A 25,154-nucleotide genomic window follows, 5' to 3' on the forward strand; every position below is an offset into this window, starting at 1 on the left:
TAGGGAAGGCAATGCGGGATTATGCAGATTTGCGCAGAGATTATGCAAACAGAAGAGCGGGGCGATGCATCTCGCCCCGCATCAGTATTATTTGAACAGGTCAGCAGTGACGGTGAGGTTACCGCCGCTCTGGCTCGACCACTGACGGGTGATGTGGTAATACTTCGCGCCTTTATCTGCAGCGCGTTTGGCAACGGCTTCAGACACTTCTGTAGGCGTACCGAAGTGATCAGAGAAGGTCACCGTATCAAATGGCTGCATTTGCGCTGCCGTGATGGCATTGACTTCCTGCACACTACGGCCATCGGCCAGTTTCACCGTGTAGCGCTGCCCCGTAGAGCTTTGCGTTTCAAAGAAGCGACCTACGCTACGGCTTGGTGTATCGGAAGAGGCAACACCCGGGATGGCCACTTTTTTCGCTTCCGCACCGCCAGCCGCCAGCGCCGCTTTACCTGCATCAGAATCTGCTGGGATGGAGTCGGAGACGTTTTGTACCTTACGCTCAGGCGCATCAGCTTTGTAAACATAAGCGGTAATGTATTGGTTGCCGCCGTTGTTGGCATCAACCTGACGCACAATAAAGAAGGAAGCAGCACCTTTGTCTTTTGCCTGTTTGGCAATGGCATCATTCACATCTGGCTGGCTAGAGAAGAATCCGCTGACAGAGACGGTATCGAATGGCTCTAAACGATACGCCTCTGCTTTCGGCAGCTCTTTAACACCATTGAACGTACGGTATTGGGTGGTGTCATCCGCTTTAGGTGCATTAGCTTTGTACAGGTCTGCCGTTACGCGCCAGTTACCACCATTACCGTTGGTGTCATTGATGCCTTGCACATAGAAAGAGTCAGCGCCTTTTTCATCGGCTGCTTTTGAGATGGCATCAGTGGCATCACCAATGGCATTAAAACGACCGCTGATATTAATACGTTCGAATGGCTTCAACGCGGCCGCTTGTTCTGGCGTCAACTCTTTGGCGGCAAATGCATTTGCTGCCAAAAGGGATAACAAGGTGGTCGCCAGAATGGTGTTCTTCAGCTTCATAAAAATGATCCTTCGCCTTACGCAAAATGAGTACGAAAACGTGCTGGACTCTTGATGTATAACAGATTAGCCGCTGATTATTGCATGTAATAATCAGCCTGTCTCAGCCAATTTATGCGCATAAGATTGACAATCTCCGCAAATTATTCATTGAGATGTCATTTGGTTATGTTATGGCGATTTTTTAATCAGGTTACCACTTATTGTGGTAACACATAGTACTATAATAGTTAACACATTGTTAAATATAGGTTTTTGAAAACACTTAATTCGACATGACACGATTTTGCGCAGCAGAATATTTTTTAATATGCCGTAAAACTAGTGGCAAAACGTGGCATTCAATCTTTGCATCTGAATATTTGTGTGAATGTCATAAGTGTGCGTTATCGCTGTGGATCACTTTTCACATTTTCAGTAGGTTATAAAGACTTTGTTACATTGCGCATTTTGCTCATAAAAGGCTGAAACGCTGTTTCAGTCTTATGAGCTTGTGCCACTTACAGAACCTCATCCTTTAATTGTTGAAAGGAAACAGTATGTTAATTGGGATACCCAAAGAACGGTTAGCTAACGAGTCGCGCGTCGCAGCTACGCCCAAGACCGTTGAGCAGCTGATCAAGCTGGGATTCAGCGTGACTGTCGAGCAGGGCGCAGGAATTCGTGCCAGCTTTGATGATGAAAGCTTTATCGCCGCCGGTGCTGCTATCACCAGCACCCACGAAGTCTGGCAGTCCGACATTGTGTTGAAAGTTAACGCGCCTGACGATCAAGAGATTGAACTGACGCGCGCGGGTAGCACCTTGGTGAGCTTTATTTGGCCAGCGCAAAATCCGGCACTGCTGGAAAAACTGGCGGCACGCCAAGTTACCGTGATGGCCATGGATTCTGTGCCACGTATTTCCCGTGCACAGGCATTGGATGCGCTGAGTTCAATGGCGAACATCGCGGGTTACCGTGCGATTGTAGAAGCGGCACACGAATTTGGTCGCTTCTTTACCGGTCAAATCACGGCGGCAGGTAAAGTGCCACCTGCCAAAGTGATGATTATCGGTGCAGGCGTAGCGGGTTTGGCGGCAATCGGCGCGGCTGGCAGCCTTGGGGCTATCGTTCGTGCGTTCGATACCCGTCCAGAAGTGAAAGAACAGGTGCAGAGTATGGGCGCCGAGTTCCTTGAACTGGACTTCGAAGAGGAAGCAGGCAGTGGTGATGGCTATGCCAAGGTGATGTCAGAAGCCTTTATTAAGGCTGAGATGGAACTGTTCGCGGCACAGGCTAAAGAAGTCGATATCATCGTGACCACCGCATTGATCCCAGGCAAACCGGCACCGAAGCTGATCACGGCCGAAATGGTTGCCAGCATGAAGCCAGGCAGCGTGATTGTCGATTTGGCGGCGGCCACCGGCGGCAACTGCGATCTGACCGTGGCCGATCAGGTGACTTTAACCAGCAACGGTGTGAAGATCATTGGTTATACCGATCTGCCTAGCCGTCTGGCTACACAGTCCTCTCAATTGTACGGCACCAATCTGGTGAACCTGCTGAAACTGCTGTGCAAAGAGAAAAACGGCGAAATCACCGTCGACTTCGAAGACGTTGTCGTACGTGGCGTTACCGTGATTCGCGACGGCGAAGTCACCTGGCCGGCACCGCCGATTCAGGTTTCTGCTGCACCGAAAACCGCACAGGCGGCCATTCAGCTAAAAGCTAAAGTGGAAGCCAAACCGGTTTCACCGTGGCGCAAATATCTGTTGCTCGCGCTGGCCGTGGTGCTGTTTGCCTGCCTCGCTAATGTGGCTCCGCCTGAGTTCCTCTCCCACTTTACTGTTTTCGCGCTCTCCTGCGTGGTCGGTTACTACGTGGTATGGAACGTCAGCCATGCATTGCACACACCGTTGATGTCTGTCACCAACGCCATTTCCGGCATTATCGTGGTGGGAGCGGTGCTGCAGATGGGGCACGGTGGCTGGGTCACCTTCCTTGCTTTCGTTGCCGTGCTGATTGCCAGCATCAACATCTTCGGTGGTTTCACCGTCACCCAGCGCATGCTGAAAATGTTTCGTAAGAATTAAGGGGTAACAACATGTCTGGCGGATTAGTGACTGCAGCATACATTGTTGCCGCGATTCTCTTTATTTTCAGCTTGGGCGGTCTCTCTAAACACGAGACGTCCAAGCAAGGTAACATCTTTGGTGTCAGCGGCATGGCGATTGCGCTGCTGGCGACCATCTTCGGACCTAACAGCGGCAACGTTGCGTGGATCCTGTTGGCGATGGTGATCGGGGGTGCGATTGGCGTCCGTCTGGCGAAGAAAGTCGAAATGACTGAAATGCCAGAACTGGTGGCGATTTTGCACAGCTTCGTCGGTCTGGCTGCGGTGTTGGTGGGCTTTAACAGCTACCTCGACCATGCACCAGGTCTGGTACCGGTCATGGAAAATATCCATCTGACCGAAGTGTTCCTCGGCATCTTCATCGGTGCGGTGACCTTTACCGGTTCCATCGTGGCGTTTGGCAAACTGCGCGGCAAGATCTCTTCTAAAGCGTTGATGCTGCCGCATCGTCACAAAATGAACCTGGCGGCCTTAGTGGTCTCTTTCCTGCTGATGCTTTGGTTCGTACAGACCGATAGCACGGGTTCACAAGTGGTTGCCTTACTGCTGATGACCGTCATTGCCTTGGTATTCGGCTGGCACCTGGTTGCCTCAATTGGTGGTGCAGATATGCCAGTTGTGGTTTCGATGCTGAACTCCTACTCCGGTTGGGCGGCGGCGGCGGCAGGCTTTATGCTGAGCAACGATTTGCTGATCGTGACCGGTGCGCTGGTGGGTTCTTCAGGTGCGATTCTGTCTTACATCATGTGTAAGGCGATGAACCGTTCGTTCATTAGCGTCATTGCTGGCGGTTTCGGTACTGACGTGAGCGTAGGCGGCGAAAGCGAAGAAGAGGGTGAGCATCGTGAAATCACGGCGGAAGACACTGCAGAGCTGCTGAAAGGTTCTTCTTCTGTGATCATCACACCTGGGTATGGGATGGCGGTCGCCCAGGCACAGTACCCGGTCGCGGAGATTACCGAGAAACTGCGTGCTCGCGGTATTAAGGTCCGTTTTGGTATCCACCCGGTTGCGGGTCGTTTACCAGGTCACATGAACGTGTTGCTGGCGGAAGCGAAAGTGCCTTATGACGTGGTGCTGGAGATGGACGAGATCAACGATGACTTCAGCGACACGGACACTGTTCTGGTGATCGGTGCCAACGACACGGTTAACCCGGCAGCGCAGGAAGATCCGCGTAGCCCAATTGCCGGAATGCCGGTGCTGGAAGTGTGGAAAGCGCAAAACGTTATCGTGTTCAAGCGTTCCATGAACACCGGTTACGCAGGCGTTCAGAACCCACTGTTCTTCAAAGACAACACACAAATGTTGTTTGGTGATGCGAAGGCCAGTGTTGAAGGCATTCTGCGCGCCCTGTAACTGAGTACAGAGGTAAAAAGAAGGGCGACCCTTGTGGTCGCCCTTGCTGTTTTTAATCGTCTTCGTCTTCTTCGTAATCGATCGGCGATTTGAAGTCATCCGGTTTAATCGCCAGTAAATCACAGCGCAGATGGTCGATCACCTGCTCAGCGGTATTGCCTAAAAAGGCGGCTGAGAGTCCGGTGCGGCCAATCGTCCCAAGCACGACAATCCCCGCTTCCAGCTGTAACGCGATATCGGGGATCACTTCCTCCGGCAAACCTTTCGCCACGTGGGTAAACTCTTCACCGATGGAGAATTTCTGTCGCAGCGCTTTCATCGCCACCAGATGCTGGCCGCGAATGGCGTCGTTATAAACGCTGGGATCAAAGTCAGGCAGTTCAATCGCAATATTGATGGGCGTGATGGGGTAAGCACCGACCAAGTGCACTTCGGTGTGATTGACCATATCCGCCAGAAGAGCCGTTTCACGAATCAACTTCTGATTCAGTTCATCATGATGGGGTTCTTCACTCGCCAGGTTCACCGCCACCACCGCTTTACCGCCTTCAGGCCAGGGCTGATCTTTTACCATCCAGACCGGTGACGGACATTTGCGTAACAGATGCCAGTCAGTAGGCGTGAAGATCACGGCCTCCAGACGGTCGTGCTGATGGGCCATCTTCAAGACCAGGTCGTGCTGGTGTGCCAGCACTTCCTGAATAATCGCTTCATAGGGGCGGTTGTGCCAGACCACTTTAATTTCAATATCGACACCGGCCTCAATGTACGCATGGGCCTGCTGGCGGATCCACTCAGTCCGCTGGCTAATGACACCTTTGCGCATGTTAGAGCGTTCATCCGGTGACAATAAGGTGGTCATTTCATAGGAGAAATCATAGATAGGCAGGAAAGCTTTGATTTTTCCGCCGATACGTTGGTTCAGATACACTGCACGACGCAGCGCGGGTTGATCATCCTGCTGTGCATCAATCGCAACCAGAATATTTTGGTACCGGGACATAAGGCAATCTCCTCAAACCAAAGCAAGTTGGATTAAAGATAGCCTAAGTTTGCGCAGGGCAGAAGGGGAAAAGTTGTTGCCGGATCAATTAAATAACAATTATTGACCCGGCTCTAAATCACGCTGCTTGTTCTGTCTGGCCAGCCAGTTCTGCCAGCAATGCGTGGTTCTCGATAGTGATATATTTGCCTTTCACCGCCAGCATGCCACTTTTCTGGAAGCGGCCCAGTAGACGACTGATCGTTTCTACGGTAAGTCCCAAATAGTTACCAATGTCGCCGCGCGTCATTGTCAGGCGGAATTCACGCTGGGAGAAACCACGCTGACCAAAACGGCGCGACAGATTCCAGACAAAGGCTGCCAGACGCTCTTCCGCATTCTTTTTGGAAAGTAGCAGGATCATATCCTGATCGCCTTTAATCTCGCCGCTCATCAGACGCATCATCTGTTGGCGCAGGGCAGGCATTTTACCGGAAAGGTCGTCGAGGGTTTCGAAAGGAATTTCACACACCATGGCCGTTTCCAGCGCTTGCGCGAAGCTGGGATGTTGCGCACCCACAATGGCATCAAAGCCCACTAAATCACCCGCCAGGTGGAAACCGGTAATCTGCTCATCACCCTGTTCAGTGATGGTATAGCTCTTGATGGTGCCGGAACGAATAGCATAAAGTGATTTCAGTTCATCACCGGCTTTGAACAGCGTCTGGCCTTTCTGAATAGGCTTTTTGCGCTCAATGATATTATCCAGCTGATCCAGCTCGTGCTCGTTCAGCGTGAAGGGAATACACAATTGGCTGATGCTGCAATCCTGACAATGGATGGCACAACCGCCTGACTGAATACGTCGAATGCTGCGTTTTTCCGGGATCATAGGGGCTCGCTCGATGATTATTGACTGCCGTCAATTTTAACATTTTTATCTGTTTAGGGAACTCATCCGAGCAGTAATTATCATCAATCCCTTACAAACGTCAGGTATTCCTGTATTTGCGCATTGCTCAAGGTGCTAAGTTTATTGATCTGGCACGTTTTCTTTACATATTTACATCTGTTCACAAAGAGTCGTAGCGCAAAAAGTGACAGATGTGATGCCAAAAATCCTTTGCTACTATTTTGTCTTTGAGCGGCATTTTGCGCTTAATAAACCACCAGGCGCGAGAAAAACCATGAACCTTGACGATGAAGACCTTTTCCGGGATGCCATGGGCGATGTAACGCCATTGAAAGATTGCGCCAATACCCAGTGGTTGCGCGCGCCCTCTACCAAAGAGCCACGTGCTGCGCAGCGAGAGGATGAAGAAGAGAATTTCCTGACACGGGGCTTTCTTGACATCATTCCGCTCAACACGCCGCTGGAATATAAAACCGATGGCATTCAGCAAGGCGTAGTTGAGAAATTACGTTTGGGAAAATATCCACTGGACGCCAGTCTGAATTTACTGCGGCAGCCGGTAGAAACCTGCCGCCAATCGTTGTTCAGCTTCATGCTGCAAGCGCGAAAACAGGGACTGCGCAATTTGCTGATTATTCATGGTAAAGGGCGAGATGATGAATCACATGCGAATATCGTGCGTAGCTATCTGTCGCGCTGGCTGCAGGAGTTTGATGAAGTGCAAAGTTTCTGTGTGGCGCAACCGCAGCACGGGGGGGCAGGCGCGCTCTATGTCAGTTTACGCAAAACCGACCAAGCGCGACTGGATAATCGTGAGCGCCACGCCAAACGTAGCCGCTAGCTAGGTGTGAAATTTACGAATGGTCGCCAAAAGTACTTCGGTACTCAGATTGAGGCTCTTGCCGCTGCGCGTAATGATGCCAACGGGTTCACCCGGACCTGGCGAATTTATCGGTAAGGCTGCCACGGCATTGTGGTTCAAATCCTCTTTTATAGCGCCAGAGGGCACAAACCAGACATAGTCGTAACGCAATGCCAACTGGCGCGCCAACGATGTTGAAGACGTTTCTACGCAGTTTGCCGGAAGTGAACAACCTTGCTCATCCAACATATGTTGCGCGATTCGGCGCGGAGCGGTGCCTTCAGGTGAAATCACCACTGGCCACTGCATGGCGCGAGATAACGTGACGTTGTCACTGAGTAGGGGGTGCTCAGGGCGCACCACGAGTTTAAGTGATTCCAGGAATAACAACTCGTAGGTTAGTCCGGCCATCATCTCGCTATCAGCCATGCGCCCAATGCCAATATCAAATTCACCCGCGCGCAGGCCCGCGAGCAACACGTTGTTGTGCAACGTGGCGACCTGAACAGTGGTATTAGGTTGCTGCTCATGGAAGCGATCAAGTATTTGCGGCAGCATTCCCATTGCTGCGGTCGTCAGGGCGCCAAGACGAATAATTACTGGGCGACCTGACTGCGGCGCATTGAAGCTCTGTCCTGCATGATTAAGTGCATCAAGCACCTTCACTGCATGGACCAAAAATTGTTCACCTAGGGTGGTCAGTTGCGCGCCAAGACGTCCGCGTTCAAAAAGCCGCGCTCCGGCAAGTTCTTCTAGTTCATTTAAGGTCTTCGACAGCGCAGGCTGGCTGAGGTTTAAGGTCTCTGCCGCGCGCCCAAGCGTCCCTTGCTGCGCAACGGCGACAAAGGTATGTAAGTGGCGCAAGCGAATGCGCTGATTGAAAAGGTTTTTTTTATCCATAACCTTTAACATAATGAGTTTTACCGGGCGACGGCAACGGTTAAAAAGAAATAATGTTAACTTCCCTGCAAAATTATCTTAACAAAACCGCGGTTTTATCAGTCGGTGGCTAAGTTACTGTAATTCCTTGTTTTGTTAAATACGTGCTGAATTGATAAAACCTCTACCGTTGTAGTATCAATCGCTTAATGGCAAAAAAATGGAATAATTCTCACTTACACTCAAAAATCCTGCCCGTTATTGTTAACGATGAGCTATCATTAGCGCCGTTTTTTTTACCAAAACTGATGATAGGCGATGAAAGTGCAGGAGTTAATCCGTGACCAGCGTTGAAGCCGTAGATGTCCGCCAGCTCATTAATCAAAGTGCACTCAGCAGCTGGCAAAAACGCTTGATTGTACTCTGTTTCATCGTCGTGGCGCTGGATGGGATGGACATCGCGTTAATGGGCTTTATCGCGCCCACGCTAAAAGCCAGTTGGGGCGTGAGCAATCATCAGCTGGGCATGGTTATCAGCGCGGCGTTAATTGGACTTGCGCTCGGCGCAATGGTTGCCGGGCCGCTGGCCGATCGTTATGGTCGTCGCATGATGATATTGCTCAGCGTGTGCTTCTTTGGCCTGTGGACGCTGGCAACGGCAATGGCGCAGAACATCGAACAGATGATGCTGTTCCGTTTCCTCACGGGCTTGGGGCTTGGTGCCGCCATGCCTAATGTTGGCACGCTGGTGGCGGAGTATGCGCCAGAGCGCCGACGCTCCTTTATTATCACCGTCGTGTTCTGCGGGTTCACCTTTGGCGCTGCATCTGGTGGCTTTGCTGCCTCATGGCTACTGCCTCGCTATGACTGGCATTCCGTCATGCTCATGGGTGGTATGCTGCCACTGATTGTCCTGCCATTCCTGATACGGGGTCTCCCTGAATCCGTTCGCTTTCTGATCAGCCGTCGTGCGCCTGCTGCACGCATTCATGCCATTCTCGAACGTATGCTGCCTGGCGTCGTTCAGCCGAATAGTGATTATCTGTCCAGCGAGCAGCCGCAGGTTCGGCGCGGTGCCGTCGCGACGGTCGTCTCGCCACGTTATCTGTTTGGTAGCCTGATGCTGTGGGGCGGCTATTTTATGGGCTTGTTCCTGGTCTATTTGATTGGAAGCTGGATGCCCTCTCTGATCAATAAACTTGGCATGACAGTCACCGAAGCGGCTATCGTGACGGCGATGTATCAGGCCGGAGGTACGTTAGGGTCGCTGTTTGCTGGCTGGCTGATGGATCGCATCAATGCCAATATCGCACTTGCAGTGATTTACTTCTGCGGCGGTATTGCGATTGTTGCGCTGGGGTTTTCGCCAGCAGAAGTTGGCCTGATGAGCGCCATCGCCTTCTTAAGTGGCTTCTGTTTCAATGGCGCGAATACCGGCATGAATGCCTTATCCGCCAGCTTCTACCCGACACATGCTCGAGCGACTGGTTCCAGTTGGATGCACGGTGTGGGTCGCATTGGTGCGATTGTGAGTGCGTTTGTCGGTGCAGAACTCCTTTCTCTTGGCTGGTCCTTTAGCCAAATCTTCTTGTTATTGGCAATCCCGGCCGTACTCACCACCATTATGCTGACGCTGAAATGCCGCTTTGGTGACCGCTCAAACGAAGTTGAGTGAAAGGGCGATCACAGTTCCATGAAATTCTTCCACGGCAATAAAGGGTTGATCTACATTAGCAACAACCCTTTAGCCCGAGGTGATGACCATGGAAAATTTTCTAACCCGTGACGCAATTCGTACGTTGTTTTCGCAAGCCATGTCCAGTATGTATCAGCAGGAAGTGCCGCAGTATGGTGTCCTGACGCAGTTGGTGACGGCGGTAAACGAGCGCACGCTTGAGGCCAATCCGGCATTGAAAAATCGGCTGGCGGCGGCGGATGAGCTGGCCCGTTTGAGCGTCGAACGTCACGGTGCAATTCGTGTGGGCACGGCTGATGAACTGCGTACTCTACGCCAGATGTTTGCCGTGATGGGCATGGAGCCTGTCGGTTATTACGACCTGTCACAGGCCGGTGTGCCCGTGCACTCCACCGCGTTTCGTCCGGTGAGTGACAGCGCATTACGCCGGAATCCCTTCCGAGTCTTTACCTCACTGCTTCGGCTTGAACTCATCGACGACGTAACGCTGCGCGAGAAGGCCGCTGCGATTTTAGCGGCGCGCGATATCTTCACGCCAGGCTGCCGCGCTTTGATCGCCAAACATCAGCAACAAGGTGGTTTGCATGCTGCTGATGCGGCTATTTTTGTTAAAGAGGCGCTGGAAACCTTCCGCTGGCATGCCCACACCACAGTGGATAGCAGCACTTACCGTGCGTTAAGCCAGCAACATCGCTTAACCGCCGATGTTGTGTGCTTTCAGGGCTGCCACATTAACCACCTGACGCCACGCACACTGGATATCGATCGCGTGCAAAAGTTAATGCCAACGCGGGGTATCGATCCTAAAACTTTGATTGAGGGGCCGCCTCAACGACAGGTGCCCATTCTGCTGCGCCAGACCAGTTTTAAAGCGTTAGAAGAAGCGGTGCATTTTAATGACGGCACGCCAGGAACGCACACGGCGCGATTTGGTGAGATTGAGCAGCGGGGTGCGGCATTAACGCCAAAAGGACGTGAGCTTTACGACCGATTGTTAGCGCAAGCGGGAACCGGTAGCGATAATCAACTTCATCAACAACACCTGACGGCGGTATTTCGTGATTTCCCCGATGATGAGGACGCGCTGCGTGAACAGGAGCTGGCTTGGTTCCGCTATCGCTTAACAGACAAAGGTGAACACCAGCGCCCACAGCAGAACGAGAGTGTTGCACAGTTGCTCGCCGAGGGGCGATTGCAGGCGGAACCGATTGTCTATGAAGATTTTCTGCCGGTAAGTGCGGCCGGAATCTTCCAGTCTAATTTGGGGGATGTAGCGCAGGCGCGAAGTGCCGGAAATGCGAGTCGTGCGGATTTTGAGGCCGCATTGGGGGCTGTAGTGCAGGATGAAATGACGCTCTATCAGCAGATGCAACAACGTAGTCTGGCCCGCTGTGGTATTCATTAGGACCAAAGTAAAGCCGGTCTGTGAAGTGGCAATACCACTTCAGCAGACCGGCTATTTTTCTTTTATTTTTATTGCAGGCGCGAATCACGCACCAGCGTGTACTTCCCGGCACCCAAAAACATGATGGCGAGCGCGCCCAGCAGATAAAGTGCCTCCGTTTCCAGAGACCAGGCGCCCACATCCGTTCGATGCCAAATGGCGCCCATTTTTACCAGCAACGTCGCGACGATCATATTCACCGCAATAATGAAGGCCGCAGGGCGCGTCATTAAACCGATGATCACCATCACAGGTGCCACTATTTCCCCGATGTAAGCACCGTAAGCGATGAAACCTGGCATGCCTTTGACAGTCAGCATATGGGCTATCCAGTCGACGCCGTGCATCACCTTGAACTCACCATGAAACAACAGCAGACCGCCAAAAGTTAGACGCAACAACAGTTTACCGAAGTCCGGGTGATCGCTCATCCGGTTAAACATCTGGTTTATTCCACCAAACATCGCACTTCTCCGTCTCGCCAGGTTAACTTGCAACATTAAAACAAATCACCATGCCAGGGTTAGCCAAAAATTTTGATGGTGTTGTTCAATGGATCGAAAGCTGATTCGGCTTATTCTGCAAATGCTTTCGGAACATGGACATTCGTGCAAGGCCTGCAAATAATGGAACGATGCATAAGCAGGGAACCCGTGATGAAAAATGAACGACGTCTGGGGATCATGACCGCAGAGGGTGAACTCAGAGGCATGATTGATGAGGATCTCTTTGTCTTCAAAGGAATACCTTACGCAGCGCCACCCGTGGGCGCTTTGCGCTGGCGTCCTCCTCAGCCGGTGAAACCCTGGCAAGCGGTGCGAGATGCTACTCAATGGGGTGATGCCAGTTGGCAAAACCGTGACTATTGTGTGGCGGTAGGCGGGGGTGATCCGGGACGATTTAGTGAAGATTGCCTGTACCTCAACATTTGGACGCCTGACGTCGAACCGTCATGTCCTCTCCCGGTTATGGTGTGGCTACATGGTGGGGGCTTTACGATTGGGGCGGGCAGTCTCGATCCTTATCGGGGCAAATCGCTAGCGGCACAAGGCGTGGTTGTGGTCACGCTCAATTATCGCTTAGGGCATTTCGGCTTTTTCTCTCATCCCGCGCTGGATGCGGAATACCCGGTTGACGCCGTGGTGAATAATTTCGCACTGCTTGATCAAATTGCTGCGCTGCAGTGGATCCAACGCAATATTCCGGCATTTGGCGGTGATCGTCATAACGTAACTTTATTTGGTGAATCCTCCGGAGCACGCAGCGTGCTGTCGCTATGCTGTTCGCCGCTGGCAGAAGGATTATTCCATAAAGGGATTGTACAAAGTGCCTACAGTCTGCCAGATGTACCCCGAAAAAAAGCACAGCAAATAGGTAAGCAGGTCGCAGCACACTTTGGTCTGCCCGAGCAGGCCAGTGCCGAACAACTTCGCCAGTTACCCGCCGATCAATTTTGGCCGCTGCAGCGGCCGCTGGGGTTGGGCCCGGTTGCCATCAGTGGCGATGCGGTGCTGCCGAGACCGATGCTGGAGACGTTTATGGCTGGGAAACAACATCGCGTACCCTTAATGGTCGGCAGCAACAGTGATGAAGCCAGCGTATTGGACTATTTTGGCGTGGATGCCGCGAAGGTGTTACAGCAGATCCGCAGCAAAAACCGTTTCAGTTACCGCTTAATGAAATGGCTCTATGATATCCACGACGACACCTTGTTAGGCCGCGCGGTGGCACGTGATATGGCGTTTACCGTGGTGCCACTGCTGGTGGCACAGTCACAGCACAGTATTGGCATGCCTGCATGGCGTTACTGGTTTGACTATGTTTCGGAGAACGCCCGCGATCTCTATCCTCATGGTACCTGGCACGGTAATGAGATCCCTTATGTTTTTAATACGTTGACTACGCTGCAACCACTTACTGATCGTGCCTACACCGAGGCGGATAAAGCCTTCGCCAAGCGGGTAAGCCGTTATTGGGTGACCTTTGCGCGTGATGCCAGCGAATTTAGCTATCAACTCACGGGGGAGACGGACTGGCCGATATGGCGACCACGTGAAGATCTGACATTAGCCTTTGGCCTCAATGGTCAACCTTTGGCTGTTCTCAAGGCGAAGTTCATGCGCGGGCGCTTGCGGTTGTTCCGCCTGATGATGCGCAGTCACGTCAAACTTTGATGATCGCGCTAATAGTGAAACTGCGCAAATGTTTTATTAAGCCAAATCATAATGCAACTCACTGATTAATTGATAATTCTCCATTCATTGCTGTTAAGCAGCCAGCAATTAATTAGCTTATTAAACCGTTACATTTTCCTGATCCACTGCCGATAAACGCAATATGCCCTATTTTATTGGGCCTCCTTCGCGTTTCACACCAAGGGATTATGTATGGGTATCTTAAAAAACTTCACTATTCGCGCCGTTATGCTGACCATTTTGGGGCTGTTTTGCTTGTTGTGGTGTGGTGTTGGGTTATTCAGTGTGCACTCACTCAATGCGCTCGGCGATGGGAATGAGATTGACCGCCAACTGGTTAATCAAATGACGGTACTGAGTAAAGGGAATGATCAATATTTTCGTGTGGTGACGCGACTCTCTCGCGTGATGGAAGGGCGCGCAAGCGGCGCCGTTGTCAGTGCTGATGCCTTCGCACCGGTGCAGCAGGCGTTGGACAACATGAAAGCGCAGTTAGCGCAATTTAAAGCGATGGCGCCAGGCCCAATGGATAGCGAGACGGCCAACAGCGTGATTGCCAACTGGCAAAAGTTGTTGGACGAGGGCATTGCCCCCCAAGTGTCGTTGGCACAGCAGGGCACGCTTGAGGCTTATCGCGCGCAGGCTAACAACGTGACGCCCGCTTTAAGCCGTGCCTTTGGTGGCAGTGCAGAAGCCTTTAACCAGGCGGCAGGAAGCAAACTGGATGAGACTCGCGTCAACGTCGATAAACTCACTAACCTGACCAAAATGATTATTCTGGTGGCGGTCGCGTTTGGTTTGGTGATTTTACTGTTCACCGATCGCTATCTGGTGGCGATGCTGGTGAAGCCACTGGAGCGTGTACGTAATTATTTTGCGGTTATCGCCCAGGGTGACCTGAGTCAACCCATTGAAGATTTCGGTCGTAACTGCGTCGGTAAACTGGTGCCGCTGTTGCGTGCCATGCAGGACAGCCTACGTGATGCTGTGAGCGCGATTCGTAGCGGGACAGAAAATATTTATCGCGGTGCAGCAGAAATATCATCTGGCAATAATGACCTTTCCTCACGCACCGAAGAGCAGGCTGCTGCGCTTGAGCAGACGGCGGCGAGCATGGAACAGTTAACGGCTACGGTGAAATTTAATGCCGATAATGCGCGTCAGGCCAGTGTACTTGCGGAAACCGCCACCAGCACCGCGCAGCAAGGGGGCCAGCTGGTGGGTGAAGTGGTGACAACCATGCAGGGGATTTCTGGCAGTTCGAAGAAAATTGCTGAGATCACCAATGTCATCAACAGCATCGCCTTCCAGACCAATATCCTGGCACTGAATGCTGCGGTAGAAGCAGCGCGCGCGGGTGAACAGGGGCGTGGTTTTGCCGTTGTCGCCAGCGAAGTGCGCAACCTCGCTCAACGCAGTGCAGGCGCGGCTAAAGAAATTGCTACGCTGATAGAAGATTCGGTTCAGCGTGTAGACAAGGGTTCTGCGTTGGTGAGTAACGCGGGCAGTACCATGAATCATATTCTTAAATCCGTTCAGGATGTGAATGAGATCATGAAGCACATTGCCGCTGCGTCAGAGGAACAGAGCAAAGGTATTTCACAAGTTGGCACTGCCGTGACAGAAATGGACAGCGTCACCCAGCAGAATGCTTCATTAGTCGAAGAAGTATCCGCTGCAGCCAGTGCGCTTGAGCGTCAAACTGAGGAATTGCAGGCATCGGTAGCCAAATTCCGTTTAACGGAGAGTGCGCCGGTGAGCCAGGCAGTGGCTGTACCGGTTAAGCCGGCGTTGCGCCGCCCCGTTCTTTCTGCCACGCCTGCTGCTCAGCCTAAGCCCGCCAGCGCCGACGAGTGGGTTTCATTCTGAGGCTGACATAACCACGCCACCAGTTCCGGCAGGACGGTGGCGCATCCTGTTTTCCCCGCTGTAATAAGCTGTAGGCGGCCCCGGTTGCGACGTGCTCTGCAAACGGGGCAATCAATCGGCCTGTCGCCAAATCATTCTGGACTAGCGTGACATCTGCCACCGTCACACCAAAACCCTGTATTGCTGCGCTGATCGCTAAATCCATGGTGGCAAAGTGCTGGTTGCGCGCCATCGGCAAACTCACATCTTGCTCATTCAGCCACAGCTGCCAGTCGCGGGAATCGTTGGTGGGGTGCAAAAAAGTGAATTTTGCAAGGTCACGAATATGCGTGGGCGGTGAAACGTGACTGCCCAACACAGGCGTCAACTGCTCATCAAACAAATGGATCGAACCTGCAGGTGGGGCGCCAAATACAATCGCCGCATCATAATTTTCCAGCTGCGAAGCATGGTCTAGCGTGGTGGTCAGCGCCACGTGGATCTCTGGCCGTTGTTGCTCCAACGCCACCAGGCGAGGAACCAGCCAGCGCATGGCACAAGTGGGTGCTTTCAGGCGAATGGATGTATTACTACGGCTTGCCTTTTCGGTGGCATTCACCAGCATGGCATAACCCTGCTGCAATTCGGGTAACAGGTTTACCCCTTGCTCGGTGAGATGCAGGCCACGCGCATGGCGTTCAAAAAGCGAGAATCCCAGCCAGCTCTCCAGCGTTGCAATTTTTCGGCTAACGGCACCTTGCGTGATACATAGCTCACTGGCTGCATGCGTCAGGTTAAGATGACGGGCAGTGACCAGAAAAGCATGAATGGCATTGAGCGGCAGAGCAGAGCGGGGCATGGGGGAACCTCAAGCTATGATTTTTAGTCATGGCTATTATGACAACAATTCGCTTGTAGACTCAAGCAACAGGTCGTTGAATAGATATCTACTTTACTTACGTGGTTATGCAACCTTGCGGAGCAACGATGACCCTGAACAGCAGTGTTAACATCTCTTCCAAACAGCCCGATGTCGGCACCACCATTTTTAGCGTCATCGGCCAGCTGTCTGCGCAGCACAAAGCCATCAACTTGTCACAGGGTGCGCCGAACTTCCCCTGCGCTCCGCTTCTGGTTGAATTAGTCAGCAAAGCGATGCGCGAAGGTCATAACCAGTATGCGTCAATGACGGGGTTACCGGACTGCGTGAGGCACTGGCCGAGAAAGTTCAGACGCTGTACGGTCAGCAATATGATGCGGGCAGTGAAGTGCTGATCACGGGCAGCGCGAGCCAGGGCATTTATATGGCGATTTCTGCACTGGTGCATCCTGGCGATGAAGTGATTTTCTTCGAACCGGCCTTCGACAGTTACGCGCCAGTGGTGCGTTTACAGGGTGCGACGCCGATTGGCCTGAAATTGCAGGTGCCTGATTTCGCCATTAACTGGGATGAACTGCGTGCCAGCATTACGCCGCGCACGCGCATGATCATTATTAACACGCCGCACAACCCGAGCGCACAGGTTCTGACGCCAACCGACTTGGATCAACTGGCGGCCCTGACGCGCAACACCGATATTGTGGTGCTGTCAGATGAAGTCTATGAGCACATTCTGTTTGATGGACGAACTCACTGCGGCATGGCGACGCATCCTGAACTGGCACAGCGCAGCGTGGTGGTCTCCTCATTCGGTAAAACCTTCCATGTCACCGGCTGGCGTGTTGGCTATGCGCTCGCACCGGCGGCCTTGATGGACGAAATTGTGAAGGTGCATCAATTCATGATGTATGCCGCTGACACACCGATGCAGGTCGGCTTTGCACAGTATTTGCAGAACCCCCAGAATTACCTGCAGTTGTCCCCGTTTTATCAGGAAAAACGCGACCGTCTGTTGGCACTGATGCAGGATTCACCTTTTAAACTGCTGCCGAGTGCCGGTTCCTTCTTTATGTTGGCCAGTTACGGACATTTCAGTGACGAAAGCGACAGTGAAATGGTAAAACGTCTCATCGTCGATCACGGTGTGGCAACCATCCCGCTATCGGCGTTCTATATGGACGGCACTGACAATAAATTAATTCGCCTGTCATTTGCGAAAGACGATGCAACACTGCTGGCTGGCGCGGAAGCGCTGTGCCGGGTCAAAGGGTAATTAGGGGAAGAATAATGAAAAAACTTAACGCACTGTTTGTGGCTCTTGGCATGCTGACCTCCGCGCACGCGCTGGCGCAGGAGACCTTGCGCTACGGTCTGGAATCACAGTATCCACCGTTTGAAAGCCGCAACGCACAGGGCGAGCTGGAAGGTTTCGATATCGAGCTGGGTAAAGCCATTTGCCAGGTCGGCAATTTTGATTGTAAGTGGGTGGAGAGCAGCTTTGATGCGCTGATTCCGGCACTGCAGGCGAAAAAATTCGATGCGATTAACTCGGCGATGAACATCACCGAAGCTCGTGGCAAAAGCATCGATTTCACCAAACCTATCTACCGCATCCCAACGATGCTGATCGTCAAACAAGGCGAGAAACTGCTGCCTACCGCAGAATCACTGAAAGGCAAAAACATCGGTGTGTTGCAGGGTTCTATTCAGGAAACCTATGCCAAGAAACACTGGGAACCACAGGGTGTGACGGTGACGTCTTATCAGGATCAGAACCAGGTTTATAACGACATGGTCGCCGGCCGTCTTGACGGTACGCTGGTGATGTCAGCGGCCGGTCAGTCGGGCTTCCTGGATAAGCCACAAGGCAAAGGTTTCGCTTTCGTGGGCAAACCGGTTGAAGATGACACCATCCTGGGTTCCGGTATCGGTTTCGGCCTGCGTAAGGGCGATGCCAAGCTGAAGGGCGAACTGGATGCGGCTATCACTAAAGTGCAGACCGACGGTACGGTCACCAAGCTGGCGGCGAAATTCTTCCCAGGTATTGATGTGACTGCGGCGAAATAAAACCATCGCTCATTGATGTGGCTGTGGCGGAATAAAGCCACCGCTCATCGTAACGGCGCCATTTATTGCATGATGAATGGCGCCGCTATTCTCCGTTAACTTGGCCTATTTAGCAGCCAGATAACATAACGCTTCCGCAACCTGATACGACTTCACAAATGACGGAACCGGCAAGAACTCAAAGCGTGAATGGAAATTGTGCGCACCGGTAAAGAAATTCGGCGTTAACAATCCTTTTGCGGACAACGCGGCACCATCTGTACCCCCACGCATGGGGATGACTTTCGGCTCTACGCCAACCTGTTGCAGTGCAGCAAAAATCAAATCGATCGCACGACGATCTTCGCCCAGCGCATTGCTGATGTTGCTGTAGGTATCATTGATGGTTAACGCAACATGTCCGGTGGGATAAAGCGCGGCAATCTCATCAGCGACTTCAAGCAGCTGTTGTTTCTTCGCATCAAAGCCCTTTAAATCAAAATCGCGAATCGACGCTTTCAATACGGCACGGCTGGCATTGGCGTTGATATCGTTGAACCAAATATACCCTTCACGACCTTCGGTATGTTCTGGGGTGGCGAGGCGGTCAAATCGCGAAATAAAATCATGCGCCATTAGTAGCGGGTTAACCAGCACACCTTTGCCTGACATCGGATGGGCAGGCACGCCGGTAAACACCAACTCGGCAGATGCGCCGTTAAAGCATTCGTAAACTACCTCACCCAGTTCGCAGCAGTCGATAGTCCAGGCAAAATCCACGTTAAAGCGAGCTTCCAGATCGAGCGCTTTAGCACCGCGCAGGCCAATCTCCTCATCCGGTACAAACGCCACCACGATGTCGCCGTGATCGCCTTTTAGGTTTTCCATTAATGTCATCACCACGGTCACCGCCGCTTTGTTATCGGCACCGAGCACGCTGGTTCCATCGCTGAAGATGATCTCTTGACCGACATAGGGAACGATTTCAGGGTGTTCTGCAACACGCAGCCAAATATCTTGTTGGCGGTTAAGGCACAAATCTTCACCAGCAAAGGTCAAGGTCTGCGGGTGGATATCCGGTGACAGACCGACGTCCACGGTGTCAATGTGGGTGATAAAGCCAATGCGCGGCGCCTCAGGGCGATTGCCGGGCTTCACTGCCGTTACCGTAGCGTGCTGATCGATCACAATATCCTGCAGGCCTAATTCAAGCAGTTCCTGCGCCAGAAGTTCGGCCATGGCATGTTGTGAAGGGGTGCTGGGCAGCGTAGTGGATTTGGCATCGCTTTGGCTGGAAACCGCCAGATAACGGTAAAAGCGCTGGGTCAGTTGGCGAGCAAGTTGGTCTGTCATCACAATTCCTTATTAGCTTTGCGCGATGTGGATTACACACACTTAATAAATCATGTTATTTATCAATAAATACCGATGCTGACTCATGGAAGTCAATAAAAACGAGGTTAACAATGAAAAAGATGATGATGAAGTTCACACTCAGCGCGCTGGGCTTAGCGCTGGCAGGCGGCGTATCGGCGAAGACGCTGGTGTATTGTTCCGAAGGGTCGCCGGAGAACTTCAACCCACAACTTTATACTTCCGGCACCAGCGTAGACGCCAGTGCGGTGCCCGTTTTCAACCGTTTGGTCGATTTCAAACCCGGTACAACCGAATTGATCCCCAGCCTTGCGGAGAGCTGGGACATCAGTCCAGACGGCACGATCTACACCTTCCATTTGCGTAAGGGGGTGAAGTTTCAGAGCAACAAGCAGTTCAAACCTTCACGTGACTTGAATGCGGATGACGTGATTTTTTCCTTCATGCGTCAAATGGACCCTAAGAACCCCTACCACAAGGTCTCTGGCGGAAATTACACCAATTTTGATAGCTTAGAGTTGTCGAAGCTGATCAAGAATATTGAGAAGGTTGATGACAATACGATACGCATCACCCTGGCGCACGCCGAAGCCCCGTTCCTGGCTGACTTAGGCTGGTATTTTGCGTCAATTCACTCTGCCGAATATGCCGATCAGATGTTGAAAGCGGGTACGCCGGAGAAGGTGGACATGGAGCCGATTGGCACCGGGCCTTTCGAGTTGGTGCAGTATCAGAAAGACTCTCGCATCCTCTACAAAGCCTTCCCTGATTATTGGCAGGGCAAAGCGAAACTGGACCGCATCGTCTTCTCCATCACGCCTGATGCCTCGGTGCGTTACGCCAAGCTGGAAAAAAATGAGTGTCAGGTGATGCCGTTCCCAAACCCGGCCGATCTCGACAAGATGCGCAGTAACCCGGATTTGACCCTGGAGCAGAAATCCGGGCTCAACACGGGTTTCCTGTCATTCAATACCACCAAAGCCCCGCTGGATAACGTTAAAGTCCGCCAGGCGCTGGCGATGGCCATCAACAAACAGGCGATTATCGACGCCATCTTCAAAGGCACCGGCACCGTGGCGAAAAATATTCTGCCACCGGACGTGTGGAGTGCGGATAAAGACCTGAAAGATTACGATTACGATCCGCAAAAAGCGAAAGCGCTGTTACAGGAAGCCGGTATTAAACCTGGCACCGAAATCTCACTGTGGGCCATGCCGGTTCAGCGCCCTTACAACCCGAATGCGCGACGTATGGCGGAGATGATTCAGGCGGACTGGGCACAGGTCGGCATTAAAGCCAACATCGTGAGTTACGAGTGGGGGGAGTATCTCAAACGCGTGAAGGGTGGCGAGCATCAGGCCGCACTGATGGGCTGGACGACCGCGACCGGCGATCCGGATAACTTCTTTGGCCCGCTTTTTAGCTGCACCTCGGCGAACGGCGGCTCTAACTCGTCAAAATGGTGCTATCAGCCGTTTGAGAAAATTATCACCGAAGCACGAGCCGAGCAGAACCATGACAAGCGTGTCGCGCTGTACCTGCAAGCGCAGCAGATGATGCATGACCAGATGCCAGCAGTGATGATTGCCCATTCGACAATATTCGAGCCGGTCCGTAAAACGGTCAGCGGCTACACGGTTGATCCCTTTGGCAAACACATCTTCTACCCGGTGGATATCAAGAACTGATCAGGGTTTCCAATATTGACGTAAGGGTTCTTCTAGCGCGGTTAACTGCTGCAAGATAAACGTAAGAAACACATTCAGGGCGGCACTGCGGGGCCGCCCTGATTGCGCCTGTAACTGCAGATTGCGCTGAGTTAATTGATCAATAGCGACAGAGCGCAGAATGAGTCCGTGCGCTTCTGCTTCCTGCAATACCGTAAAAGCGCTACAAATCGTGACCGCTAAAGGGGTGCGCAATAGAAAGTGAAACAGCGTTGAGAAGTTATCGCAGGTCAACACCGGCTCGACCAGATTACCGCTCATATGGCTGGCCAGCTCAAAGAGCTGCCGCACCGTGGTGTTTTGCTGCGGCAATGCGAGCGGGTAGGGGTTGATATCGCTCAATGTCACCTGCGGTGCATCAGCCAGTGGATGTGACTGATGCATGACCAGCAGCACCGGAGCAGGCCAGGAACCGAGCACATCCACTCCCCGTTCAGCATGCAAGCTAAACTGGAGCGCGACATCACATTCACCGCTGCGTAAGAGTTCGCCCACGCCTTGCGTACTCGCCACTTTGATATCAAACAGCACGCCAGGGTTCTCTGCACGAAACTCTGCAATCATGCGCGGCAGCAGCGTGAAGGCCAAGCCATCGGTGCAGGCGACGCGAATCAACGTGCGACGCACTGCTTTCAGGCCTTTAATTTCCGCCAGCGCATACTCCATATCCAGCATGTTTTTACGCACGTGGTGCGCGAAAATTTCCCCAGCCTCATTGAGCACCATACCGCGTGCATGACGCTCAAACAGGGGCACACCGACTTGCGCTTCCAGTCGCTGAATTTGCCGACTGATAGCTGATACCGCAACAAACAGCTGCTCGCTTGCTGCGCTCAGCGAACCACTGTTAGCGACAGCGAGAAAATAGCGGATTTCATTGCTTAACATTGGGGCGCCTCAAACTGGTGCATGCCTCGAAAATGGGCAATCAAGCTTTGCTTTAAAAGCAAATCATACTCGATAAATTGATAATTGTGGCAAAGCAGTGTTTCGGCAAAGATGTCAGAACTAAAAATCCAATAAAAGATAAGCAAACATGACAGCACAACAAGCGGTACAACAGGCGACAGCCTGGTTTGATAGCGGGGAATTTCATCGGATACTGGCGCGACGCGTGGCGCAGCGCACCGAAAGCCAGCGGCAGGATCGCGACAGTGAATTGCAGCGTTATTTACAGGATGAGATTGGGCCCCAGTTAATTGCACTGGGTTTTACGCTGCATTTTATTGAGAATACGGAAGCGGCGCATCGTCCCTTCCTTGTGGCCGTGCGTATTGAAGATCCATCATTGCCGACCTTGCTCAGCTATGGCCATGGCGATGTGGTCTTTGGCGATGATGAAAACTGGCGCGAAGGATTATCTCCCTGGCAGTTAGTGGAAGAGGGTGATCGCTGGTACGCGCGCGGCAGTGCGGACAATAAAGGCCAGCACTGCGTCAACCTGGCGGCGCTGGAGCATATTTTCCATGCGCGCGGTGGACGCCTCGGTTTCAACTGCAAAATGCTGTTTGAGATGGGTGAAGAGATCAGCTCACCGGGTCTGGCACAGCTTTGCCAGCAGCATGGTGATTTGTTGCAGGCTGATTTGTTCATCGCCTCTGACGGTCCGCGTTTGAATGCGATTCGACCCACACTCTTTCTTGGATCGCGCGGTGCGGTGAATTTCCGCCTGACGGTCAATGCCCGCGATAATGCCTATCACTCCGGTAACTGGGGCGGCTTGCTGACCAATCCGGGCACACAGTTGGCGAATGCCATTGCCTCGCTGGTTAGCGCACAAGGCGTGTTGCAGGTTGAGGCACTGAAACCTGACTCCCTGACTCAGCAGGTGCGTGACATCCTCAGTGATATCGAAGTCGGTGGCATGCCGGGCGACCCTGATATCGATGCGAACTGGGGCGAACCTGCATTAACACCGACTGAGCGCTTGTATGGTTGGAATACGCTGGAAGTGTTGTCGTTTTTGACGGGCAATCCCGCACGTCCTATGAACGCCATTCCGGGTGAAGCCACGGCGGTGTGCCAGCTGCGTTTTGTTGTCGGCACTGACTGGCAGAACCTTGCGCATCACGTTAGCGAGCATCTTGCACAGCAGGGCTTTGGTTATGTGAAAGTGGAGTTCATGCGGGGATCACCGGCTACCCGACTGGATCCTACCGATCCGCTGGTGGATTGGGTGCTGTCGAGCATGGCCGAAACCAGCGGCAAGAAACCTGCACTGTTACCGAATCTGGGTGGTTCATTGCCGAATGAGGTGTTCTCGGACATTCTCGGTCTCCCCACTTTGTGGGTGCCACACTCTTATCCCGCATGCGGTCAGCATGGTGTGAATGAGCACATGCTGAAATCGATTGCGCGCGAAGGGCTGCAAATCATGACCCGATTGTTATGGGATCTGGGTGAGCAGGGTGAAGAGTTGATCGCTAAACACCGTCAACACGCGGGAGGTGCGGTATGAGCAGCTACAACACCGCCGCCGCATTGAACGTCAGCAAACCCAATCTACATAAAACCCTGTTTGCGACCTGTATCGGCAACGCGTTGGAATGGTTCGACATCGCGGTCTATGCCTTTTTTGCCAATTACATTGCGCATGTGTTCTTCCCTACCAGCGATGCATCCGTTTCAATGCTGTTGACGTTTGGCAGCTTCGGCGTCTCTTTCTTAATTCGCCCGCTGGGTGCCATTGTGTTGGGTAATTATGCCGATCGTCATGGCCGAAAAAAGGCGTTGTTGTTATCTATCAATCTGATGATGCTGGGCGGGGCGATCATTACTTTTATGCCTGGCTACGAAAGTATTGGGTTGATTGCACCGTTACTGGTACTGCTGGCTCGTCTGATTCAGGGCTTCTCCGCCGGTGGCGAGTTTGGTAGCTCGACAGCATTTCTGGTCGAACATTTCCCTGAGCGTAAAGCCTTTATCGCCAGTTGGCAGTTCGCCACACAAGGTGCGAGCACGTTGATGGCCTCTGCGTTTGGCTTGGGGTTAACGCAAATCCTTACTGAGAGCCAGATTCAGGAATGGGGCTGGCGTATTCCCTTTGCATTCGGTCTGCTGATTGGTCCTCTGGGGATTTACATTCGCCGCCACGTGCATGAGCCTGCCAGTTTCGAAGCACAGCAACCTGAAGCTGCACCCCTTAAGCGCCTGTTTGGTCGCCAGAAAGAGTTGATGTTGCTGGCCATTGGTCTGATGGTCATCTCAACAGCAGTCAACTACATGCTGAATTATGTTCCAACTTATGCGACCAAAAACCTGCATTTACCAAGCTCAACTGCCTTTGCCGCGACCTTGCTGGCGGGTGTGATCTTGACGGTGGTTACGCCGATTATGGGGCTGTGTGCGGAGCGCGTTGGACGTGTACCACTGATGTGGGGTTCGCTGATTTTGCTGATCGTCACCATCTACCCGGCATTTAGCCTGGTGGTGAATCACCCTACGCCCACCACGTTGATTATTCTGGTGTGCTGGATGGCCTTACTAAAATCGATTTACTTCTCGACGGTGCCTTCAGTGATGGCCGATCTGTTCCCGATAGGTACGCGTGCCAGTGGAATGGCGATCAGCTATAACGTGGCGGTCACGATATTTGGTGGCTTTGCCCCGTTGATCTGTACGTTGTTGATCAACGCCACCGGCACCAGCCTGGCACCGGGCTATTATTTGATGGCAATGTCGGTGTTAAGCGGACTGGCATTAATTCGCAGCCAGAAGCGTGTGAGTTAACCACCGGGGGCGCTTAAGACGTAATGCGCACAGGGTGATAACGCAGTCTGGTGCCGCTCAGGG

The 25,154-nt window shown here is 52.5% G+C and carries 18 protein-coding genes and 2 pseudogenes; 12 read left to right on the top strand and 8 right to left on the bottom strand.

Annotated features, from left to right (window positions below; all coding sequences use genetic code 11):
* Positions 1 to 87 precede the first annotated feature (87 nt).
* Positions 88 to 1,044, bottom strand: coding sequence for a DUF1471 family protein YdgH (ydgH, locus tag HA51_RS09030; protein WP_084934206.1), 957 nt, complete (start codon positions 1,042 to 1,044; stop codon positions 88 to 90).
* 539 nt (positions 1,045 to 1,583) lie between these two features.
* Between ydgH and pntA the strand changes: the two genes are divergently transcribed.
* Together pntA and pntB are read left to right on the top strand one after the other, a co-directional pair.
* Positions 1,584 to 3,116: a Re/Si-specific NAD(P)(+) transhydrogenase subunit alpha gene (pntA, locus tag HA51_RS09035; RefSeq protein WP_084934207.1), complete on the top strand. Its 1,533-nt coding sequence runs from the start codon at positions 1,584 to 1,586 to the stop codon at positions 3,114 to 3,116.
* 11 nt (positions 3,117 to 3,127) lie between these two features.
* Positions 3,128 to 4,516 (top strand): Re/Si-specific NAD(P)(+) transhydrogenase subunit beta, encoded by a 1,389-nt coding sequence (gene pntB / locus HA51_RS09040; protein ID WP_084934208.1) that lies wholly within the window; start codon positions 3,128 to 3,130, stop codon positions 4,514 to 4,516.
* Between the two features lie 52 nt (positions 4,517 to 4,568).
* Here pntB and uspE read toward each other — a convergent pair whose 3' ends face one another.
* Both uspE and HA51_RS09050 read right to left on the bottom strand, forming a co-directional pair.
* Entirely contained in the window at positions 4,569 to 5,519 is a 951-nt protein-coding gene (uspE, locus tag HA51_RS09045) for a universal stress protein UspE (RefSeq protein ID WP_084934209.1), read from the bottom strand.
* Positions 5,520 to 5,637: 118 nt separating this feature from the next.
* Positions 5,638 to 6,390, bottom strand: a complete 753-nt coding sequence (locus HA51_RS09050) for a fumarate/nitrate reduction transcriptional regulator Fnr (RefSeq protein WP_084934210.1) — start codon at positions 6,388 to 6,390, stop codon at positions 5,638 to 5,640.
* A gap of 295 nt (positions 6,391 to 6,685) precedes the next feature.
* Here HA51_RS09050 and smrA point away from each other — a divergent pair, with 295 nt between their 5' ends.
* The gene (gene smrA, locus HA51_RS09055; protein WP_084934211.1) at positions 6,686 to 7,252 is read left to right on the top strand and encodes a DNA endonuclease SmrA; all 567 of its coding nucleotides are present in this window, start codon (positions 6,686 to 6,688) and stop codon (positions 7,250 to 7,252) included.
* On the opposite strand, the gene HA51_RS09060 is transcribed toward smrA, so the two are convergent.
* Positions 7,253 to 8,173 (bottom strand): LysR substrate-binding domain-containing protein, encoded by a 921-nt coding sequence (locus HA51_RS09060; RefSeq protein WP_084934248.1) that lies wholly within the window; start codon positions 8,171 to 8,173, stop codon positions 7,253 to 7,255.
* Between the two features lie 319 nt (positions 8,174 to 8,492).
* On the opposite strand from HA51_RS09060, the gene HA51_RS09065 reads away from it, so the two are divergent.
* Together HA51_RS09065 and hglS are read left to right on the top strand one after the other, a co-directional pair.
* The gene (locus HA51_RS09065; protein ID WP_084934212.1) at positions 8,493 to 9,827 is read left to right on the top strand and encodes an MFS transporter; all 1,335 of its coding nucleotides are present in this window, start codon (positions 8,493 to 8,495) and stop codon (positions 9,825 to 9,827) included.
* Between the two features lie 88 nt (positions 9,828 to 9,915).
* On the top strand, positions 9,916 to 11,253 hold the full coding sequence (gene hglS, locus HA51_RS09070) for a 2-oxoadipate dioxygenase/decarboxylase HglS (protein ID WP_084934213.1): 1,338 nt from the start codon (positions 9,916 to 9,918) through the stop codon (positions 11,251 to 11,253).
* Between the two features lie 68 nt (positions 11,254 to 11,321).
* Here the strand turns inward: hglS and HA51_RS09075 are convergent, their stop codons facing one another.
* Entirely contained in the window at positions 11,322 to 11,756 is a 435-nt protein-coding gene (locus HA51_RS09075) for a DoxX family protein (protein ID WP_084934214.1), read from the bottom strand.
* 192 nt (positions 11,757 to 11,948) lie between these two features.
* Between HA51_RS09075 and HA51_RS09080 the strand changes: the two genes are divergently transcribed.
* Entirely contained in the window at positions 11,949 to 13,466 is a 1,518-nt protein-coding gene (locus HA51_RS09080) for a carboxylesterase/lipase family protein (protein WP_084934215.1), read from the top strand.
* Between the two features lie 213 nt (positions 13,467 to 13,679).
* Positions 13,680 to 15,356 (top strand): methyl-accepting chemotaxis protein, encoded by a 1,677-nt coding sequence (locus HA51_RS09085; RefSeq protein WP_084934216.1) that lies wholly within the window; start codon positions 13,680 to 13,682, stop codon positions 15,354 to 15,356.
* Here HA51_RS09085 and HA51_RS09090 read toward each other — a convergent pair.
* Positions 15,314 to 16,194, bottom strand: a pseudogene (locus tag HA51_RS09090) (LysR substrate-binding domain-containing protein). The gene HA51_RS09085 and the pseudogene HA51_RS09090 sit on opposite strands and share 43 nt — an antisense overlap.
* A 128-nt stretch (positions 16,195 to 16,322) precedes the next feature.
* On the opposite strand from HA51_RS09090, the pseudogene HA51_RS09095 reads away from it, so the two are divergent.
* A pseudogene (locus tag HA51_RS09095) lies at positions 16,323 to 17,488 on the top strand (methionine aminotransferase).
* A gap of 14 nt (positions 17,489 to 17,502) precedes the next feature.
* Positions 17,503 to 18,282 carry a transporter substrate-binding domain-containing protein gene (locus tag HA51_RS09100; protein WP_084934217.1) on the top strand — a complete coding sequence of 260 codons (780 nt, stop codon included), beginning with the start codon at positions 17,503 to 17,505 and terminating at the stop codon, positions 18,280 to 18,282.
* Positions 18,283 to 18,387: 105 nt separating this feature from the next.
* Here HA51_RS09100 and pepT read toward each other — a convergent pair whose 3' ends face one another.
* Positions 18,388 to 19,614: a peptidase T gene (pepT, locus tag HA51_RS09105; protein ID WP_084934218.1), complete on the bottom strand. Its 1,227-nt coding sequence runs from the start codon at positions 19,612 to 19,614 to the stop codon at positions 18,388 to 18,390.
* A gap of 113 nt (positions 19,615 to 19,727) precedes the next feature.
* On the opposite strand from pepT, the gene HA51_RS09110 reads away from it, so the two are divergent.
* On the top strand, positions 19,728 to 21,323 hold the full coding sequence (locus HA51_RS09110; protein ID WP_084934219.1) for an ABC transporter substrate-binding protein: 1,596 nt from the start codon (positions 19,728 to 19,730) through the stop codon (positions 21,321 to 21,323).
* On the opposite strand, the gene HA51_RS09115 is transcribed toward HA51_RS09110, so the two are convergent.
* The gene (locus HA51_RS09115) at positions 21,324 to 22,250 is read right to left on the bottom strand and encodes a LysR family transcriptional regulator (protein WP_084934220.1); all 927 of its coding nucleotides are present in this window, start codon (positions 22,248 to 22,250) and stop codon (positions 21,324 to 21,326) included.
* Between the two features lie 148 nt (positions 22,251 to 22,398).
* Here HA51_RS09115 and HA51_RS09120 point away from each other — a divergent pair, with 148 nt between their 5' ends.
* Positions 22,399 to 23,820, top strand: coding sequence for a M20 family metallopeptidase (locus HA51_RS09120; protein WP_084934221.1), 1,422 nt, complete (start codon positions 22,399 to 22,401; stop codon positions 23,818 to 23,820).
* A complete protein-coding gene (locus tag HA51_RS09125) occupies positions 23,817 to 25,091 on the top strand; it encodes an MFS transporter (protein WP_084934222.1) in 1,275 nt (424 codons plus the stop codon). The genes HA51_RS09120 and HA51_RS09125 overlap by 4 nt, the downstream gene beginning before the upstream one ends.
* Positions 25,092 to 25,154 lie beyond the last annotated feature (63 nt).

Source organism: Pantoea rwandensis, from assembly GCF_002095475.1.
GTDB classification, from domain to species: Bacteria; Pseudomonadota; Gammaproteobacteria; order Enterobacterales; family Enterobacteriaceae; genus Pantoea; species Pantoea rwandensis.